General features: G+C 66.7%; 12 protein-coding genes and 3 pseudogenes. 6 read left to right on the top strand and 9 right to left on the bottom strand.

All coding sequences use genetic code 11. The features are described 5' to 3' along the window. Nucleotides 1-55 precede the first annotated feature (55 nt). Entirely contained in the window at nt 56-1318 is a 1263-nt protein-coding gene (locus K0O64_RS15960) for an NAD(P)/FAD-dependent oxidoreductase (protein WP_096311542.1), read from the top strand. 1177 nt (nt 1319-2495) lie between these two features. After that, nucleotides 2496-2643, top strand: a pseudogene (locus K0O64_RS29915) (amino acid dehydrogenase); the annotation flags it as partial. 1187 nt (nt 2644-3830) lie between these two features. Here the strand turns inward: K0O64_RS29915 and K0O64_RS15955 are convergent. The 3 genes and pseudogenes from K0O64_RS15955 to K0O64_RS15945 form a co-directional block, all read right to left on the bottom strand. Further along, nucleotides 3831-4310 carry a GreA/GreB family elongation factor gene (locus K0O64_RS15955; RefSeq protein ID WP_096311541.1) on the bottom strand — a complete coding sequence of 160 codons (480 nt, stop codon included), beginning with the start codon at nt 4308-4310 and terminating at the stop codon, nt 3831-3833. Nucleotides 4311-4626: 316 nt separating this feature from the next. Next, nucleotides 4627-5088: pseudogene (locus tag K0O64_RS15950) on the bottom strand (GreA/GreB family elongation factor); the annotation flags it as partial. Nucleotides 5089-5202: 114 nt separating this feature from the next. Beyond that, nucleotides 5203-6468: an NAD(P)/FAD-dependent oxidoreductase gene (locus K0O64_RS15945; RefSeq protein WP_096311540.1), complete on the bottom strand. Its 1266-nt coding sequence runs from the start codon at nt 6466-6468 to the stop codon at nt 5203-5205. A gap of 1066 nt (nt 6469-7534) precedes the next feature. Here K0O64_RS15945 and K0O64_RS15940 point away from each other — a divergent pair. Then, nucleotides 7535-8023 (top strand): annotated as a pseudogene (locus tag K0O64_RS15940) (MDR/zinc-dependent alcohol dehydrogenase-like family protein); the annotation flags it as partial. Nucleotides 8024-8026: 3 nt separating this feature from the next. Here K0O64_RS15940 and K0O64_RS15935 read toward each other — a convergent pair. Beyond that, nucleotides 8027-8773 carry an alpha/beta fold hydrolase gene (locus K0O64_RS15935; RefSeq protein ID WP_096311538.1) on the bottom strand — a complete coding sequence of 249 codons (747 nt, stop codon included), beginning with the start codon at nt 8771-8773 and terminating at the stop codon, nt 8027-8029. A 117-nt stretch (nt 8774-8890) separates the two neighbouring features. On the opposite strand from K0O64_RS15935, the gene K0O64_RS15930 reads away from it, so the two are divergent. The 3 genes from K0O64_RS15930 to K0O64_RS15920 all read left to right on the top strand — a co-directional run bounded on the left by K0O64_RS15930 (nt 8891) and on the right by K0O64_RS15920 (nt 13527). Beyond that, nucleotides 8891-10357, top strand: a complete 1467-nt coding sequence (locus K0O64_RS15930) for an acetyl-CoA acetyltransferase (RefSeq protein ID WP_096311537.1) — start codon at nt 8891-8893, stop codon at nt 10355-10357. Nucleotides 10358-10447: 90 nt separating this feature from the next. Continuing rightward, a complete protein-coding gene (locus K0O64_RS15925; RefSeq protein ID WP_174714129.1) occupies nt 10448-12760 on the top strand; it encodes a Rossmann-fold NAD(P)-binding domain-containing protein in 2313 nt (770 codons plus the stop codon). Between the two features lie 23 nt (nt 12761-12783). Further along, complete coding sequence (locus K0O64_RS15920) at nt 12784-13527, top strand: SHOCT domain-containing protein (RefSeq protein ID WP_125477444.1); 744 nt, start codon at nt 12784-12786, stop codon at nt 13525-13527. Here K0O64_RS15920 and K0O64_RS15915 read toward each other — a convergent pair. The 5 genes from K0O64_RS15915 to lon form a co-directional block, all read right to left on the bottom strand. Continuing rightward, the gene (locus K0O64_RS15915) at nt 13513-14241 is read right to left on the bottom strand and encodes a DUF72 domain-containing protein (protein WP_096311535.1); all 729 of its coding nucleotides are present in this window, start codon (nt 14239-14241) and stop codon (nt 13513-13515) included. The two genes, K0O64_RS15920 and K0O64_RS15915, sit on opposite strands and share 15 nt — an antisense overlap. Before the next feature lie 3 nt (nt 14242-14244). Beyond that, nucleotides 14245-14886: an endonuclease gene (locus tag K0O64_RS15910; protein WP_096311534.1), complete on the bottom strand. Its 642-nt coding sequence runs from the start codon at nt 14884-14886 to the stop codon at nt 14245-14247. 62 nt (nt 14887-14948) lie between these two features. After that, entirely contained in the window at nt 14949-15764 is an 816-nt protein-coding gene (locus K0O64_RS15905) for an LLM class F420-dependent oxidoreductase (protein ID WP_096311533.1), read from the bottom strand. A gap of 39 nt (nt 15765-15803) precedes the next feature. Further along, nucleotides 15804-16136 carry a TfoX/Sxy family protein gene (locus K0O64_RS15900; protein WP_096311532.1) on the bottom strand — a complete coding sequence of 111 codons (333 nt, stop codon included), beginning with the start codon at nt 16134-16136 and terminating at the stop codon, nt 15804-15806. Between the two features lie 57 nt (nt 16137-16193). Next, on the bottom strand, nt 16194-18515 hold the full coding sequence (gene lon / locus K0O64_RS15895; protein WP_096311531.1) for an endopeptidase La: 2322 nt from the start codon (nt 18513-18515) through the stop codon (nt 16194-16196). Nucleotides 18516-18576: the final 61 nt, after the last annotated feature.

Raw genomic sequence — 18576 nt, 5'->3', positions numbered from 1 at the left:
CCGTCCACGCCAGCATGGAAGTACCAGTCAAGAAGCCTAGGCGTGGAGGTGTGTGATGGTCGGCGGCCAACGGATCGACAGCGGCCCCCGATCGGCGATCGTCGTCGGTGCGGGCATCGTCGGGTTGTCGACAGCGTGGTTCTTACAGGAGCGCGGAGTCGACGTCACCGTCGTGGACTGCGCCGGGGTGGCCGCCGGCGCGTCGGCAGGCACCGCCGGCTGGATCGCCCCGGGCCTAGCGTTGCCGCTGAACTCTCCGGGCGTGCTGCGCCACGGACTGCGGGCCCTCCGCGACCCGACGGCTCCCTTACACATTCCGTTGACCGCCGACATCGGGCGCCGGACCTTCTTCTCACAGTTCCTCAGTCACTGCCAGCGCGAATCGTGGAAACGAGCCCTCCGGGCCAATGTGGCACTCAACGAGGACTGCATCGAGGCTTTCGACGTGCTCATCGCCAACGGTGTCGATGCGCCAGTGACCGACACACCTATCACCGCGTTGTTTAGCAGCACCGAAGAAGCCGACCACGCGCTATGGCAGCTACGCCAGCTCGAAAAAGCCGGGCAGCCAACCGATGTCACCGGTTTGTCGGGTGAGGCCTTACGTGAGCAGGTGCCTCTTGTCTCACCGGCAATCACCGTCGGGCTCAACGTCAACACCCAGCGCGTCATTGACCCGCGCCGATCTGTCGACGCTCTGGGCCGTGCCGTGGCCAGCCGCGGGGCCGCGATGCACAGGCTTGAAATCACCGATGTAGCCAGCTCTCGCAACGGCGTCACGGTGTACTCGCGTCGCAAAGTTTTGGCTGCCGACGCCGCGGTGATCGCCACCGGTGCACGATTGTCGCAGCTGGCGGCCCGCTGGGTGCGAGTGCCGGTACAGGCCGCTCATGGCTACTCGTTTACCGTTCCGGTGCAGCGCCCCCTACCGAGCCCCATCTACCTGCCAAGCGCGCGGGCGGCGTGCACGCCGCACGCAGGCGCCATGCGTGTTTCGGGGACCATGGAATTCCGTCACCCGCACAGCGCCCGCGTTCCATACCGTGTGGAGGCGCTCGTCGCCTCGGTCACGCCCTTTCTATCCGATGTGCGCTGGAGCGAACGCAGCGACGTATGGGTTGGCGCGCACGCCATCACACCCGACGGCCGCGCGCTGATTGGTGAAGTCTCACCGGGGATCTACGTGGCCGGCGGACACGGCATGTGGGGCTTGACGCACGGCCCAATCACCGGCCGGCTGTTGGCCGAACAGATCACCACCGGCAAGCAACCCGAAGCCCTGCGCGAATTCGACCCGCTGCGCCGAACCGGCCACTAGACCTCAGCACGCTAATTGGCTCAACGTGTTCGTAGAGCCGCAGGAGTTGCTTCTGCTGAGCCGCATCGAGTTCCATCGATTGGTGGCGGGCAAGTCCGCGTGCCGTCCGCTGATCTCGATGTTTAGCATCAGTCGAAGCAGCTTATTCACAACGCTCGAGATCTCAAGCGGAGGCTGCCTTGCTGCAAGGGAAACATCGCCGCCGAGGGCGGACTTGTTCAGGACTGGGCTTTGAGGAAATTCGCTGCGCGGCCCGGCGCGCCGTTTTCGAGACGATGGCAACTGGCAGCCCCCGTTCAGGGAGCCTGCGCTTCGTGGCTCACGCCGCTGTGCCGACAGGGCGGCCCAGGATATGACCGAACATGCGACACAACTGACCCGACGGCGTGACGGGACCTGGCCGCACTCAATTCCAGCACCTGGAGAGCGGCGACTCTGAAACCTCAATCCTTCGGCACGAGCAGTCTGGTCAACCAGGAAGCCACGTCAGTCGAGTGATTGTGTCAGCGGCGTCTTGGATGACTCGCACGCGAGTGTACATTTTTTCATTTTGCTATTTATAACGCTCACGTACCGGTAGGAATTCATGCGACCATCAAATGGCGCGGCAGTGACGAGAGCGGTGCAATCAATGGGTTCGCAGCCAGTAGAGTGTTTTTAGAATTGTGCCAACTCTACAAGAAGGCACAAAACTCCAGGGTGAGCGTCAGCCCTTGCGCTTGCGCGCACGCGGTGTCGCTTCTATCACCTTGGCGCGCTTCATAGCCCGACGTTCCTTCAGGGACAGTGCGGGTTTTCGAAGACTTTTTTCCTGCAGATTTATTAGCCATTGTCGCTCCTTTATGCGAAGTGGCAACCACTGGCACCCACCATACGTGAGAAAACATAGAACGCCGCTTGCCTTGTTATTCCCGTAAGCTCCGCACGGCCCGAATTGTCGATGCGGCAACACGACTGCTGTCGCCAGAGAGATTTGTCGGGGATCGCGAAGTCCGATCGTCCGCGAGTTTTTCGGCCCAGCGCAGACCGCTGTGGTATCACCGGCTCATGCCGGTCGCGGAACGCCATCGTGCCCGACACACGCATCGCTCGGCCAGCTCACTACTGGATAGCGACATCTGAGCGGGCCCCGCCGGCGCACCCGAGGAAGTCAGAGCCGTATCCAGCTCAGGCACCGATAACCCCAGACGGTCGCGGCCTCATCGGTGAAATTGCGCGCGGCGTGTATGTGGCGGGCACTACGGGAAGTGGGAACTGGCGCACGGCCCCGTTACGAGCGGGCTCTGGCCGAACGAATCACCACCGGTAAACAACCCGAAGCGTTGGTGCACATTCGATGCGCTGCGCCGACTACTGCGCTAATTCCTCCGCGACCTGGCGAAGGCGTCGTAAACCCGACCCTTACGCGAGTCGATGGGGTCGCCGCCCGCCTCTGACGACACCCAAATCGAAAGGTCCACCAGAATGACCAGCACCCAACACGACTCGATGACGGCACCGTCCGACCTCTACCGGCACACCGAGGGGCTCGCTGCCCTCGCGACGGCGCATCGTGTTTGACGAACCCGTGCACGACGCAGCTATCGCTGAAGACCCACGCGACTGGATTGCCGAACCCGGCATGGTCCTCACTTTCTACTACGACGACATCGACACAGTTCTACTCGCAGGCCGGGGGGCTAGCGTGTTCGACCGATTCGGCGCCGGGACGCGCTCTTATCGGAGAACGCTGGGTCAAACTCGCGTTGAACCTCGGGCTGCTTGCCGGTCGTGATTTGTTCGGCGAGCAGTCGGCCTGTCGCTGGAGCGTGGGCCATTCCCCCGCGTACCGTGGCGGTAGTGGCTATGCCCGGGGCAGACCCCGATGACCCAACTGGCGTCCTGCGGGGTTGGTGGGTGTCAGGTGTGGTCGATGTGGGTTAACGTCATCGGGTGCCTAACGGCGTAGACGCGTTCGCGTTGTCCGTGAACTGCAACGAAGGACGTTTGTCGTCATCAGGGGTCATCGCGCCCGTACAGGATGGAAGCGACGAGCCACACCAGGGCAACGAGGATGAAGATGACCCCCACCGGGTCGACGTCGTCAAACAACATGGGATCGCCGCGTTTTCGTCCGCTTCGTGGCTACTGGAGCTGTGGAGACTGGCGCAGCGCGTTTGTCGTCTTGTTCCTGTGAGTGCACTGCAAGGGGCCGGGCTCGCTCGGTTGTGAGCTTGCCTCGTTGATCGCCGATGTCGAACCCGTGCGGATGGCATCGTCACGCGACGAGACCGGACTCGGGGCGAGTCCGCCGGCGGAGCGCGCGTGATCTTGGTGGATGCGACCGGTTGTGACGGCGCGCGCGGGTCTGATGTGGGCGCCTAGCTCTGGTTCGTCTGCTTCGTGGTCCCGGATCCGGTGGTGGGCTTGGTTCAGTGGGTCATTCGGGGCGATGAGAAAGGGGTTAGTAAGCGACACGTGACTTCCTCTCAATTGCTTCTGGGCGTGATCTTTTGGAGATGCTTTGCGATCTTCAGCGCGCTCCGGGCCGGTTCTGGTCCGCGGTGTGAAGGCCGTAGGGCACTGCTTTGAGCAGCGTGACGGCCAGGGCGGGACCATTGGGCAGTTGGTAGGTGCGACGTTGACCGGCGCGTGCGCCTGCGATCGCGGCGCCCAAAGGGGATTGGATGGAATAGACCGCCATGTCGGCGTATTCGGCACTGTGCACGCCTAAGAGGAATGTGTCGGTGTCGCCGGTGGCGTCGTAGCGGACAGTGACGACCATTCCGGGCTCGGCTATCCCATCGTTGGGGGGGTCCTCGCCGACGATGGCGTGGATCAGCAGGTCATGAAGCTGTTGAATCCGTGTCGCCCACGCGTGTCGGACGGCGGTGGCGTTTTCGTCGGCATCATCAGCGACACCTGCAGAGAACAGGAACTGCAGGGTGCCCAGTTCCTGATTCAACCGCTCATGGGCTTGCGCTGAGATCCACACGCGTGGCGTAGTGGGCATGCTATTTCCTTTTCATATCACGAGCGAGTGGTCACGAATGGTGTTGCTGTACTAGAAGACTCGCTTGCACCTCGACACGGGGTGTTGGATCGCGACGGGCGTGCGGCCCACTTGGTGGGTACGGCGGCCATGCGCCGCTCGGTCCCGGTGACGACCAGATCGTTGCTGAGCGCTCCGACACCCTTCAGGTGGCGGATCGGGCGGCGACACGGGGTGTCGATGTACCCCTGGCCGTGCGCCCGCTGTTCCTCTGAGCGGCCTCCGCTCGCCCAGGGGCGTTGCCTTGCGGCGGGACGGACGGTGACCGAGTCTGATCCGGGGCGTGCATACCGTAGGGCACCGCCGTGAGGAGCGTCACGGGCAGGTTGGCCCCACTAGGGATGGAGTAGGTGCGCTGTTCACCGGAGCGCGCGCCGGCGATCGCGCTGCCCAGCGGTGATTGCATCGAGTACACGTCGACATCGGCGTCTTCGACGCCGCGCACGCCCAACAGGAACGTTTCGATCTCACCGGTGTCGTCGTAGCGCACGGTCAGAACCATTCCCGGTTCGGCGATACCGTCGTCGGGCGGGTCCTCACCGACCACCGCATTGGTCAGCAGATCCTGAATCTGGCGGATGCGTGCTTGTCGCGCTGCGAACTTCGTGACGAGAGGCTGGTCGTTGTCCCTCGAGTCCTCAGCGACTTCGGTGGTGGGGCGTGAACGCAGGGCGGCCAGTTCGGTCTGCAGCCGCGTATAGGCCTCTCGGGTCATCCAAACGGGTTCGGTGCTAGTCATTTTGAGGGATTCCTTTCATTGAAGCGGGGATGTCGTCAGGGGCGGGCCGTCGCAGAGCGCCGCCCCTGACGACTCGAGGGCCCTTGAGGGGCGGGTTCAGGGATTCTGGAGGGGTTAGCGGCCCGTTCGGCGCAGCGGGTCGAATTCGCGCAGTGCTTCGGGTTGCTTGCCGGTCGTGATGTATTCGGCGAGAAGTCGTCCGGTTACCGGGCCATGCGCAAGTCCCCACATGCCGTGGCCGCCGGCGACGTAGACCCCTCGCGACACCTCCCCGATCAGGGATCGGCCGTCGGGCGTGATCGGGCGCGGACCAACCCAGATGTCGTCGCGGTCGGCCCAGCGCACCCCTTCCAACAAGGGCTTGGCAGAGGAGACTATGGCGTCCACCCGCGCTGGTATGGCTGGTTCGTACGGGTCGCGGAACTCCATGGTGCCCGAGACGCGCAACGCGCCTTGGTAGGGCGTGCAGGCCACCCGCACGTCGGGCAGATAGATGGGGCCGGGTATGGGACGGTCGACGGGCACCGTGAATGAGTAGCCGCGGCCGGCCTGCACGGGAACTCGCACCTGGGAGCCCGCCAGCCGGGACAACCACGCGCCGGTGGCGATCACCGCGGTATCGGCGGTCAGCGGCTTGCCGCTGCGCGGATACACCGTGACCCCACTGCCCGAGGACTGCACGTTGCTGACTTCCAGAAGGCATATCGTTGCCCCCCGGTCGACGACCGCGCGGCCCAGGGCGTGCACGAAACGTCCCGGGTCGATGAAGCGCTGGCCGTTGACGCTCAACGCGGCGGTTATCGCCGGTGATGCCAGCGGCACTTGTTCGCGCAACGCCTCACCGGCCAGTGCGGTGACAGACGTTGTCTGCCCGGCGGTTTCGAACGAGTGAAGCTCATGCATCATGCGCTCTGCTGCCTCGGTGTTGCGGAACAGCGCCGTGATCGGCGCGTCGGTCACCGGCGCCTCGACTCCATTGGCGAGGAGTACGTCGAATGCTTCGAGGCTTTCATCGTTGAGCGGCACGTTTGCCCGCACAGCGCGGTTCCACGACGATCGGCGGCAGTTGGCGACGAACTGCATGAGGAACACCCCCAACGCCGAGTCAGCGGTGAGCGGGATGTGCAACGGGGCGGTGGAGTCGAGCAGGGCGCGCAGACCGTAGCGAACCACCGCCGGGGAGTTCAACGGAAGAGTCAGTGCCGGTGCGATCCAGCCTGCGTTGCCCCACGATGCTCCGGCGGCCACGCCAGTGCGATCGAGCACGGTGACATCGACGCCGCGCTCCTGCAGGAACCACGCCGTCGACAATCCGACGATGCCCGCACCGACCACGATGGCCGATCGCGGTCCGCCGTCAAGGCGCTCAACGCTGCCCATCACGTGCCTCCACAGTTGAACTTTGGTTGGTATCTCCATCCTGGCGTGGAGGCGGCCGCTACGTTTGCTCGAACCGGACAATCCGCCGATGCCCGGTTGTGCGTATCCGACAAAGCCGCTTGATAAGTGTGGAATGCGCGCGGGGCCGCTCAATTCAGGTTTCGGTGCGAGCACGTGAGTTGCTGATTATTTTTTCTGACGTATGGTCGGGGCAGGTGGTCGCCACTTCAAATAAAGGAGCGTCAATGGCTGACAAATATCCGGGCAAGAATCTTCGAAAACCCGCACTGTCCATCAGGGAGCGCCGAGCTGCTAAGCGCGCCAAGGCCGTCGAGTCAACGCCGATCAGGCGGAAGCGGAAGGGCTGACGTTAAAAGTGAGTCCTCAAGCTGCCTCGAAGAATACGGCAAGCATTTTCGAAATTGAGCTGTTGATAATGGGTGCAGACTGAATCGATCAGTTGGCTTGCAGAAGTAATTGGGTCTGATGCGAGTGTGCGATGGGATGCAGCGGCAGTCACGAAGCCGCGGCGAGCGACCAGCCGAAGCAGCCTGTAGTGGCGCGTAACGAATGCGGGGTTGCTGTCTGCGGCTGTCGACCGCGTCGATCGACAGCCTGCATCCTCACCAGCCCCGATAGTGAGATGCGCGCGGGCGAGCGCACCGACACGACCGCAGGCTCGCTGATGAGGCTCCCACGGTGGTCACGGCGGATGACCAGGACCTGATCAAGAGGGATGCAGACGCTGCTGCGTCAAGGCCCTCGCGACTCTCTGCCGACGAGGGGCGCCTGGTGATTCTTGAGACACGCGACCGGCTACGACCCAGGCTCGGCACTCGTCATTGATGTCGTCGAGAGTGACCGCGACGCGAGCCCTGCGGCCGGACACCGGAGTCGCGGTGATATCTCGCTTCCAGTAAGCCGATCAAGATCTGGACAACCGTGTGGTTCTCGGATCCGCCACGAAAAACGGAATTGGCGTCCGCCATCTTGAGTGGAATTTTGGAAAGGCGCTGTGAGAGGTGACGGCATCCGCCATGTGAAAGTGGAACCTACACTGGCCCACGACGGATACGGTTTGGAGACAATCGATTACACGACCGTCGAGAGTGTGCATGAGACTCTGCGGGAGATGACCGGCGGGCGTGGCCCGGACGCGTGCATCGACGCGGTCGGTATGGAAGGCCACGGCACCGGTGTCCAACAGCTCTACGACCGGGCCAAGCAACTGCTGCACTTGGAGACCGACCGCGCCAGCGCGCTGCGGCAGGCGATCCTGGCGTGCCGCAAGGGTGGGGTGGTGTCGGTGCTCGGCGTCTACGGCGTGACCGACAAGTTCTCGATGGGCGTCGTCACCAACAAGGGTCTGACCTTCAAGTCGGCCCAGCAGCACGGCCAGCGGTACATGGCGCGGCTGTTCGACTACGTGCAGCAGGGCGATCTCGACCCGGCGAAGCTGATCACCCACGACCTCCCGCTGGAGCAGGGTGTGCAGGCCTACGACATGTTCAAGAACAAGGACGACGGCTGCATCCGGGTGGCCTTGCGGCCGTAGCCGTCAGTCCAGCGAATCCCAGAAGTCGGTCAGCGCCTTGGCTCCGCGCACCGGATCCTGCAGCATCCACCAGTGCCCGAGCCCCTCGAGCACCTCGGTGCGGGCACCGGCCTGCTCGGCCGCGGCGCGTCGCTGCTCATCGGTGCCGACGTAGGTGTCCTCGGTTGCCAGTAATGACAGCCCTGGGCGGGCTGTGGCGTTGGCCAGGAAACGGCCCGCCTCGGCGACCGCGGGCTGCGCGGCAGAGCGGTACAGGGCAAGGATGGCCCGGCCCATCTCGGGTCCTTGCGCCAGCGCCAGTTCGGTGGCGACGGCGGCCGGGATGCCCATCCCGGTCAGCAGGGCGACCCGGTCATCGTGCGAGCTGCCGGCCATCGCCTCGATAGCTTCTTCTCCAGCGCCGGGGGTCTGCCACACCTGAGCCATGTCATGCCAGACGTAATCGGGATGCATCACTCCGACGATGTCGCTGGCCCAGCTGCGCACCAGCTCGGGACGATTCATCACGACATTGAGCACATGACCGCCACCCCAGTCGTGGCCGACGAGGTCGACCGGGGTGTCGAAACCCTCCAGCTCACCGATCAGCCAGTCCCGGTAGGCCACCATGGTCGCCGGGAAATCGTCGGGTAGCGGCGCGCCGAACCCCGGCGGCGACAACCGCACCACATCGTCGCGACCGAGCGCCTCGACCAGCGGGCCCCAGATCACATCGGTTTCCGGATTGCCATGCACCAGAACGACCGTCATGGCGCCATCCTGGCATGACCGTCGGCGCGGCCGAGAACCGCCATCGGACCGGCTGTCGGCCGATGCTAGGTTTTGACAGGCGTCAACAGCCGCCACGACTACAGATAGGGGCCGTCGATGGATCCTCGGACGCCGGTACTGGTCGCGGTGGGACAGATCAACCAGCGCGACGAGGCGCAGATCGAACCCGTCGACCTGATGGCCGCGGCCGCCCGCGAGGCCGCCGGCCCGGCGGTGCTGCAGGCCGTGGACGCCATCCGGGTGGTCAACCTGCTCTCGTGGCGCTACCGCGATCCGGGCTTGTTGCTGGGCCAGCGGATCGGCGCCCGCAATCCGTCGACGTACTACACCGGGGTCGGCGGCAACACCCCGCAATCCCTGGTCAACCAGGCCTGCCTCGACATTCAGCAGGGCCGCGCCGATGTCGTGCTGCTGGCCGGGGGAGAGACGTGGCGTACCCGGAAGCGCTTGCAGGGCAAGGGAATCAAACCCGACTGGACGCGTCAGGGCGAGGACGTCGCCGTGCCGCCGGGCGCCGAGGACGAGGTGCCGATGTCGAGCCCCGCCGAGGAGCGCATCGGCCTGCTGCTGCCGTCGCATGTCTATCCGCTCTTCGAGCAGGCGCTGCGGATCGCGAGCGGCGAGAGCGTCGAGGTCCATCAGCGCCGGATCGCCGAGCTGTGGGCACGGTTCAGCGCGGTGGCCGCGGACAACCCGCAGGCCTGGAGTCGCGAGCCGCGCACCGCCGAGGAGATCGGGCAGGCCGGCCCGGACAATCGGATGATCAGCTGGCCCTATCCGAAGTTGATGAACTCCAACAACATGGTCAACCAGGCCGCCGTCGTCATTCTGTGCTCGGCGGAGAAGGCAGGAGAGTTGCAGATCCCGCGAGATCAGTGGGTGTTCCCCTACGCCGGCACCGACTCGCATGACACTTACGCGGTGGCCGAACGCCACGAGCTGCACCGCTCACCGGCGATCCGCATCGCCGGGCGCCGCGCGCTCGAACTGGCCGGTGTCGGCGTCGACGACCTCGCGCACATCGACGTCTACTCGTGCTTCCCGTCAGCGGTACAGGTGGCTGCCGCCGAACTCGGCCTGTCCACGGACGACCCGAAGCGGCCGTTGACCGTCACCGGCGGTCTGACCTTCGCCGGTGGCCCGTGGAACAACTACGTCATGCACTCGATCGCCACGATGGCCGGCTTGCTGCGCGCCGAACCCGGCGCCTATGGCCTGATCACCGCCAACGGCGGTTTCCTGACCAAGCACAGCTTCGGTGTCTACAGCGCGACCCCGCCGCCGGCCGCGTTCCGCTGGGAGGACGTGCAGCCCGAGGTCGATCGCGAACCCACCCGCACCGCGGTGGTCGAGTGGGAGGGCGAGGGCACGGTCGAGTCCTGGACCACGCCGTTCGACCGCGACGGACGTCCGGAGAAGGCGTTCCTGACGGTGCGGACCACCGAGGACGCCCGCGCGATGGCCGTCATCGACGACGCGGACGCGGCGGCTGTCACCGTGGCCGAGGACATCGCCGGTGCCAAGGTCCGCGTGCATGCCGACGGCCGGGCCAGCCTGTCCTGATCGGCGTCCCCTCGGGAGTCGAAAGGTCGATTTTTTCGTCGCGACCTGCTTATTCTCGTCGCAGTACGACGGGGGAACTAGGGGCGTGGCATGCGGATCTTGCTCACGGAGGTCACCGGAGAGCTAGGTCGCGCCCTCGCCCAGAGCCTGCTGGCAGCCGGTCACGACGTGTACGGCATCGCCGCGTGTCCCCACCGTGACCTCGATCCGGGTGTCGACTTCGTCGGTGCGGCCCTGAGCCACCCGGTTCTGTACCGGTTGGCCGAGCTGGCGGATGTCGTGATTCCCCTGCCCGACGACAGCCACGCGGCGACCCGTCCCGCCGACGTCGCCCGGGTGTGTGACGCGGCAGCCCGCGGTGGTGCGCGGATCGTGTTCCCGTCGTTGTCGCTGCTGGCTCCGCGCAGCTGGCAGCAGGTCGAGGATCTGGTCAGCACCGGCTGGGCGCCGAACCTCGTGGTTCGCATCGCCGCTCCGGTGGGAAGGCAGACCAACGCTCTGGTGTGCCGCTCGGTGGCGGCTCTGCTGAGCGGTGCCGCGACAGGGTCGTTGCATGTGGTGCACATCGACGACCTGATCCGGTTCCTGGTCCTCGCCGTCGCTACCGACCGCACCGGCATCGTCGACCTGGCAGGAGCCGACGTCACCACCGTGGTCTCCGCCAGCCGGCTGCTCGCCGGGGTGGACCCGCACCCCAGGGTCCGCGGCGTGTCGGGTTGGCCGCAGTTGTGCCCGCCGCTCGATCTGAGCCCGCTGCGTACCGAGTGGGACTTCGAATGTGGCTGGGGCGCAAGCGATGCCATTGCCGATACGGTGCGTGGGCTGCAGGGCCGCAAGATCGGCTCGGCCGGTGCGGTCGCCGTCGCCGGACGAATCCCGTTGCCGGTCACCACGGTGCCGCGGGCGGCGGGCGGCGGTGCTGCGCCCGAAGGGCTCGACGGCGAGTTCGACGACCGGATCGACCCGCGCTTCCCGGTATTCGTCGCGAGCCCGCTGAGTGATGCGGGCGCGGGCCCGTTCACGCCGATGTCGCTGGATCTCCACCTGAGCGGGCTGCGACTGGCCGGACGGTCGCTGTCTGCGCTGCTGGAGCTTCGTGACTCGGTCGCGCACGAATGGGAGAGCAGGTTGGTCGCGTCCTTCGGCCACCGGATCTACCTGGGCGCCTCGGCCCTGGCGGCCGCAGAGCCGCGGCTGCCCTCCCGGGCGGCCGCCCTGTCTCGGCGGCTGCGCGCCGCGGGCGATGACGCAACCGCGGGCCCCGGTCTGCTGGCGGCGGTCACCGGTGCGCTCTCGACGACTCGCCTGCTCGCCTCGGCCCGTATGTACAACCGTCATCTGCGGGACTACCGGCACGCCGCCGACGCCGAGCGGCGCGATGTCGCCCTGCTGCGTGACGCCCAGCTCGATGCTCGGATTCGACTGCTGCGCAGTCGAATTCACGAAGGATGGACGTTGACCGCGCTCGCGGTCCTGCTCGCCGAGGTGGCTCCCGCGCACCTCGACGGCGCGGAGCAGATGGTGAGCATCCGCACCGAGATCGACTCGCTGGCGCGCGTGCTGCGTGCGCATCCGTATGCCCGCGCGGCATTGGAGGCCGGCGATATGGCGGCCGCCCGCACCGGCGCCCCGATGCTGGCGAGTGCGTTCGAGGCCGCCCTGGCCCATGTCGGGCATCGCGGGCCGGGCGGCGTCGAACTCGCGACGCGCACGGTTGGCGACCGTCCCGACGCTGTGTTGGCGGCGGCCATCCGGGTGCACGGCTCCGGCTATCACGAAGATCCGACGGTACCCGGCGCGCAGGCCTGCCGGGCGGTGGCATATGACACCACGCTGCGGTTCACCCACCAATTGCGGCTTGCGGTACGGGAATTGGGCCGCCGGCTGATGGCCGCGGACAAGATCGCGGCCCTCGACGACGTCTTCCAGCTCACCGTCGAGGAGGCGCTGGCCGTCCCCGCCGACACACGGCTGCGCATCAAGCGCCGCATCGCCGAGCGCGAGCGGCTGCAGACCCTCCGCCTGCCCGCCGTCATCGACACGGCGTGGGCCCCGGTCGATGCGCCGGACCCGGCACAGGTGGCCGATGAACTGCACGGGACCGGCGTGGTCGCGGGTGTTGCGGAAGGCACGATCCGGGTGGTCGACTCGGCCGCCGACGCGGGCCTCACCGACGATGACATCGCCGTCGTCGCAGGAGCCGACATCGAATCGGTGACCCTGCTGGGCACACCGGCCGCTGTGCTGACCCCGGGCGGGGTGATGCTGGGTGACGCGGCGTTGAGCGTCCCCTGCGTGGCCGGTATCCCGGCGACGTTGCGCAGCGGGATGCGGGTCCGGGTGGATGGTTCGGCTGGGCTGGTCACCGTGCTGGCACCCGCCTGTGACGTGGTGGGAGCGTGACGGGCGTATACCGTGGCCCAGTGATGTGGCGGACGATAGCGGCGCTCTCGGCGTTGTGGTGGGTGCTGATCGTCGCGCCGGCGCTGACCGCCACCCGGCTGCTCGACCATGCCGGTGCCACTTCCGCCGAGGGCGGTGTGCTCGCCGTCTGGCTGGGCGGCTACATCGCGCAGTTCGTTGTGTTCCTGGCGATCTCACGCCGGTCGCCGCGCCCGGCGGTGCTGGGCTGGGTGATCGCCTCGGTAGTGCCGTGGGCCGCTGACTGGACCACGCCGTTGTCGATGTGGTGGCTGGTGCTGTGGACCGCGCTCGTCGTCGGTTATGCCGCATGGTTGGTCGTCGAGGTGTCCCGTGTGGACCAGCTGCGCAGCGGCGGGGTCGCGGCCAGCGGCGTGGTGCTCGAGGTCATCAGGCCGACGTTCAACGTCGTGGTGAACAAGGACGCCAGCCGTCGCGTACTGCGGCTGCGCGTCGAACGGCCCGATGGCACAGCACCTTACGAGGCTCGGGTCACCGCGACGTTCACCCTCGGTGAGCTACCCGAGGCCGACGACCGGCTCGCCGTGCGCGTCGATCCGACCGGGCCGCAGCTGATCGAGCTCGTCGAGGACGAACCCATTGTCCGGGCCGCTCCGCAGCCCGACGACCTGCCGCCCGAGGTGGCCGAACGACTGCAGACCTTGAAGACCATGCGCGACCGTGGCGACCTCACCGACAGCGAATTCGCGACGGCGCGACGGCGTCTGCTGGAGTCATCCGCCGAGTAACTCGCGCAGCCGCAACGCATTACGCACGGCGTGGCCGTGCCCGTCGTTGTTGAAGTAGACCAGCACCCGGCGCTCCTGGTCCTCCCATTCCCGGATCCGGTCGGCCCACCAGCGCAGGTCGTCCTCGGTGTAGTCACCGGCATAGATCGGCGCGGTATCGGGACCGTGCATCCGCACGTAGACCAGGTCGGTGGTGGCGCGCAGCACGCAGGGCATCCCCGGCCCGCTGATCACGACGTAGGCGGCGCGGTAGCGCTCGAGGATCTCGTAGACCGCGGGGGCATCCCAGGTCGGGTGCCGCATCTCGACGGCGACCCGGATCCAGTCGGGGACCAGCGACAGGAAGTGCTCGAGCCTGGCGTCGTCTCGTTCCAGGTCGGGGTGCAGTTGCACCAGCACCGCCTCGCGCTTGTCGCCCAACGCGCGCTGGCAGCGTTCGAGGCGGTCGATCCACGGTTCCGGGTTGTTGAGGCGGCGGTAGTGGCTCAGGCCGCGGTGCACCTTGACCGTCATCGTGAACCCGTCGGGCAGTCGCGTCCGCCAGCCTTCGAAGGTGGCGTCCTTGGGCCACCGGTAGAAGCTGGCGTTGAGTTCGACGGTGTCGAACATTTCGACGTAGCGGGCCAGCCGTTTGGCCACCGGCAGGCCCGGGCGGTACAGCACCGAGTCCCAGTGGTCATAGGACCACCCTGAGGTGCCGATCCGGACGGTCACGGCTCAGCCGGCGATGCGCTGCCGCACGTCGTCGTCCAGGGAAACCCGCACCAGCGCCGCGGCGAGCGGCGCGATCACGCGGCCGGTGAGACTGGCGAGCTTCTCGGGGTCACGGGGGAGTCCGAGTTGCTCGGCGCTGTCGAGGGCGCGCTTGTCGAAGTAGGGCCGTACCCAGGGCCAGACGTCTTGGACCTCGCGCAGGAATATGTCCGATCCGGTGTCGCCGATGCCGGTGAACTGTTTGATCAGCTGCTTGGCGGATCGCACGTCGGGCTTGCTGATGCGGGCCAGGTTGCGCAGATCGTTGCGGTAGTCGTCGTTGACGCGAGTGGCCAGTTCGGTGAGCCGGGACGCCGAACTCTCGTCATAGCGCACATAGTGCGCCCGGGCGAACGCGTCGATCATCGTCTGCCGGTTGGCCGCCAGCACCGCCCGAGGCGTGCGCAACCCGGCCCGGAACAACTCCCTGGCCGCGTGCATCGCGATCGAGGCATCGATCGGCTTGCTGGCCAGCATGCACAGCACCATGAGCTGGAACAGCGGCATCGGAGTGTCCCGCAGGGTGATTCCCGCTTCGGCGGCATACGTCCGGCCCGCGTGCTGGCGCAGTCGCTGTATGAGCCGCCTGGCTTCCGCATCGTCCATCTGCCAGGCGATACCCGCGGAACGAGCTGACGAAACGGGACGTCATTCCGGCGTAAGAGATATCAGCGTTTGGTGTCGCGCCAGTCGACCATTTTCTCGACCGTGCTCAGGTCGTACTTGCCCTCGGACGCGCGGACCTCGGTGTGGAACAAGGTTGCTCCGGCGGCCAGGTAGTCGTCGGCCGACTTCGCACCGGTGAAGAAGGTCGAGCGTTCGATATCGCTGTCGGCACGCCCGAATCCGACGGCCAGCTCGGCGACGCGGGCGCTGGCCTCGCGGTAGGAGTCGATGGGCAGGAAGGTGTGCCAGATGTCGGCGTGGCGCGCGACGGCGGGCAACGTGCGCTTGGGGCCGGATCCACCGATCAGGATCGGGATCTTGCGCAGCGGCGCCGGATGCAGCAGCTGGAATCGGCGCTCGATGCGCAACAGACCCTCATCGAACGCATCAGCCCGCGACTTGACGGTTCCGTAGTCGAAACCGTATGTGGTGTAGTCTTTTTCGTACCATCCGGCACCGACGCCGAGGATGGTCCGGCCGCCGCTGATGTGGTCGACCGTGCGGGCCATGTCCGCGAGCAGATCGGGATTGCGGTAGCCCATGCCCGATACCAGCAGCCCCAGCTCGGCGCGCGTGGTGATTTCGCCCCAGGAGGCCAGCGCGGTCCAGCCTTCGAAGTTGTTCACATCCGGTTGGACTTGGGACAGCACCGGTTTCGCGTCGACGATCGACTCGATGAACGGTGCGTGGAAATGGTCGTAGCCGAAGATGACGTCGACGCCGATCTCCTCGGCATGCAGGACGGCCTGGCGCCACGTGGCGTAGTCAGGGGTGTCGGCTGGCTGGATCTGGACGGCAACGCGGACGGGAAGGGTCATGCACGCGACAAGCAGGGCTCATCGCGATTTATTCCAGGGTCACTTCGCGGGTAGGGATTTCGCGTAGTCGACGCCGCGGGTCACCCAACTCTGCAGCTGACGCTTGGTCCGCACGCCGTCGTCGCCGACGCGGATCCAGCCCCGTGCTTCGCGGCCCGCCATGACCATCGGTTCGGTGTGGTCGCGGGTCAGCAGTTCGGCGGTGTCGTCGGGCGGGACGCGCACCATCAGGCCGCCCTTGCCGCTGGCGCAGGCGGCCATGTTGCCGTTGATCAGGAATGCCAGTCCGCCGAACATCCGCTTTTCTTCGACGCCGTGTTCGCCGGCGAGCAGCTCGCGCAGGCGGTTTGCGAGGTCTTCGTCGTAGGCCATGTAGAGACGGTAATGCCGGCCGCCGACAAAGTGTCGGGGCCGGCATCACGCGTCGGGTCAGGCCGCAGCCGTGGCCGCCTCGGCGGCGGGCTCCAGCGCTTGGGCCACGATGTCGGCGACATCGGTCATCGGCTTCACCGTCAGCGCCTCGAGCACCTCGGCCGGGACGTCGTCCAGGTCGGCCTCGTTGCGCTGCGGGATGAAAACCGTTGCGAGCCCCGCACGTTGGGCGGCCAGCAGCTTCTGCTTGACACCGCCGATCGGCAGCACCCGGCCGTTGAGGGTGACCTCGCCGGTCATCCCGACGTCCGAGCGGACCTGCCGTCCGGTGGCCATGGAGACCACCGCGGTCACCATCGTCACGCCCGCGGACGGACCGTCCTTCGGCACTGCGCCGGCAGGCACGTGCACGTGGATCTTGCGGTTCAGTGCCGCGGGATCCACACCCAGCTGCTCGGCGTGGCTGCGGACGTAGGACAGCGCGATCTGCGCCGACTCCTTCATCACGTCACCCAGCTGACCGGTCAACTGCAGGCTCGGCTCGCCCTCGGTCGACCCGGCTTCGATGTAGAGCACATCGCCGCCCAGTCCCGTCACGGCCAGTCCGGTCGCGACACCCGGCACTGCGGTGCGTTCGGCCGACTCCGGCGTGAAGCGTGGACGGCCAAGGTAGCCAACCAGATCCGGCTCGTCGATCGTCAGCGGGTCCGGGTTGTCCGCCAGCTCGGTGGTCGCCTTGCGCAACGCCTTGGCCAACAGTCGCTCGAACTGCCGCACACCCGGTTCGCGGGTGTAGTCCGCGGCGATCTTGCGCAGCGCCTCGTCGGTGACCGTGACCTCCTCGGGGGTCAGCGCCGCGCGGTCCCGTTGCCGGGGCAGCAGGTAGTCGCGGGCTATGGCCACCTTGTCGTCCTCGGTGTAGCCGTCGAGCTGGATCAGTTCCATGCGGTCCAGCAGCGCCGAGGGGATGTTCTCGATCACGTTGGCGGTCGCCAGGAACACCACATCGGACAGGTCCAGATCCAGCTCCAGATAGTGGTCGCGGAACGTGTGGTTCTGCGCCGGATCCAACACCTCGAGCAGGGCGGCCGACGGGTCGCCGCGGTAGTCCGACCCGACCTTGTCGATCTCGTCGAGCAGCACGACCGGGTTCATCGATCCGGCTTCGCCGATCGCGCGAACGATACGGCCGGGCAGCGCGCCGACGTAGGTACGACGGTGCCCGCGGATCTCCGCCTCATCGCGCACGCCGCCCAGGGCGACGCGAACGAACTTGCGGCCCAACGCCCGTGCGACGCTCTCGCCCAGCGACGTCTTGCCGACACCGGGCGGACCGGCCAGCACCATCACGGCACCGGAGCCGCGGCCGCCGACGACCTGCAGGCCGCGCTGTGCGCGGCGGGTACGCACGGCCAGGTATTCGACGATGCGGTCTTTGACGTCATCCAGTCCGTGGTGGTCGGCATCGAGGATGTCGCGGGCCGCCTTGAGGTCGGTCGAGTCCTCGGTGCGGGTGTTCCACGGCAGGTCCAGCACGGTGTCCAGCCAGGTGCGGATCCAGCCGCCCTCGGGGCTCTGCTCGCTGGAGCGTTCCAGCTTGCCGACCTCGCGCAGCGCGGCCTCGCGGACCTTCTCGGGCAGGTCGGCCGCCTCGATGCGGCCGCGGTAGTCGTCTGAACCGTCGGGCTCGTCCTCGCCGAGCTCCTTGCGAATCGCATTGAGCTGTTGGCGCAGCAGGAATTCCTTCTGCGTCTTCTCCATGCCTTCGCGCACGTCCTGCGAGATCTTGTCGCTGACCTCCACCTCGGCAAGGTGTTCGGCCGTCCAGTCGATCAGCAGCTGCAGGCGGGCGTCCACGTCCTCGGTCTCCAGCAGCTGACGCTTCTGGACGTCGGACAGATACGACGCATAGCCGGCGGTGTCGGCCAGTGCCGACGGGTCGGTCAGCTGGTTGACGGCGTCGACCAGCTGCCAGGCCTCGCGGCGTTGCAGCAGCGCCAGCAGCAGCTTCTTGTATTCGGCGGCCAGCGCCTTGGTGGCCTCGGTGATCTCGCCCTCGGCCACTTCTTCGACGGTGACCCACAGGGCCGCACCGGGACCGGTGGTTCCGGCGCCGATGTGCGCGCGTGTCTCACCGCGCACGACCGCGGCGGCAGCACCGCCGGCGATCCGCCCGACCTGCACGATTGACGCCAATACACCGTATGAGGGGTACCGGTCGTCGAGGCGCGGTGCGATCAGCAGCTTGCCGGAGTCGCTCGCGCGAGCCGCATCGACGGCGGCCCGGGCGGCGTCGTCGAGCGTGATCGGCACCACCATTCCGGGCAAGACGATCGGGTCGCTGATGAACAACACCGGCACAGATTTGGCTTCAGCCATCAATCCTCCAAAGTTCAGTCTGACCGACTCAACCTTGAGTGGTTCCAGTTTGTTCCCCGGC

This window comes from Mycolicibacterium pallens (assembly GCF_019456675.1).
Lineage (GTDB): Bacteria > Actinomycetota > Actinomycetes > Mycobacteriales > Mycobacteriaceae > Mycobacterium > Mycobacterium crocinum.
Note: the sequence above shows the minus strand (reverse complement) of the source record. Positions and strands in the feature narration are given on the sequence as shown.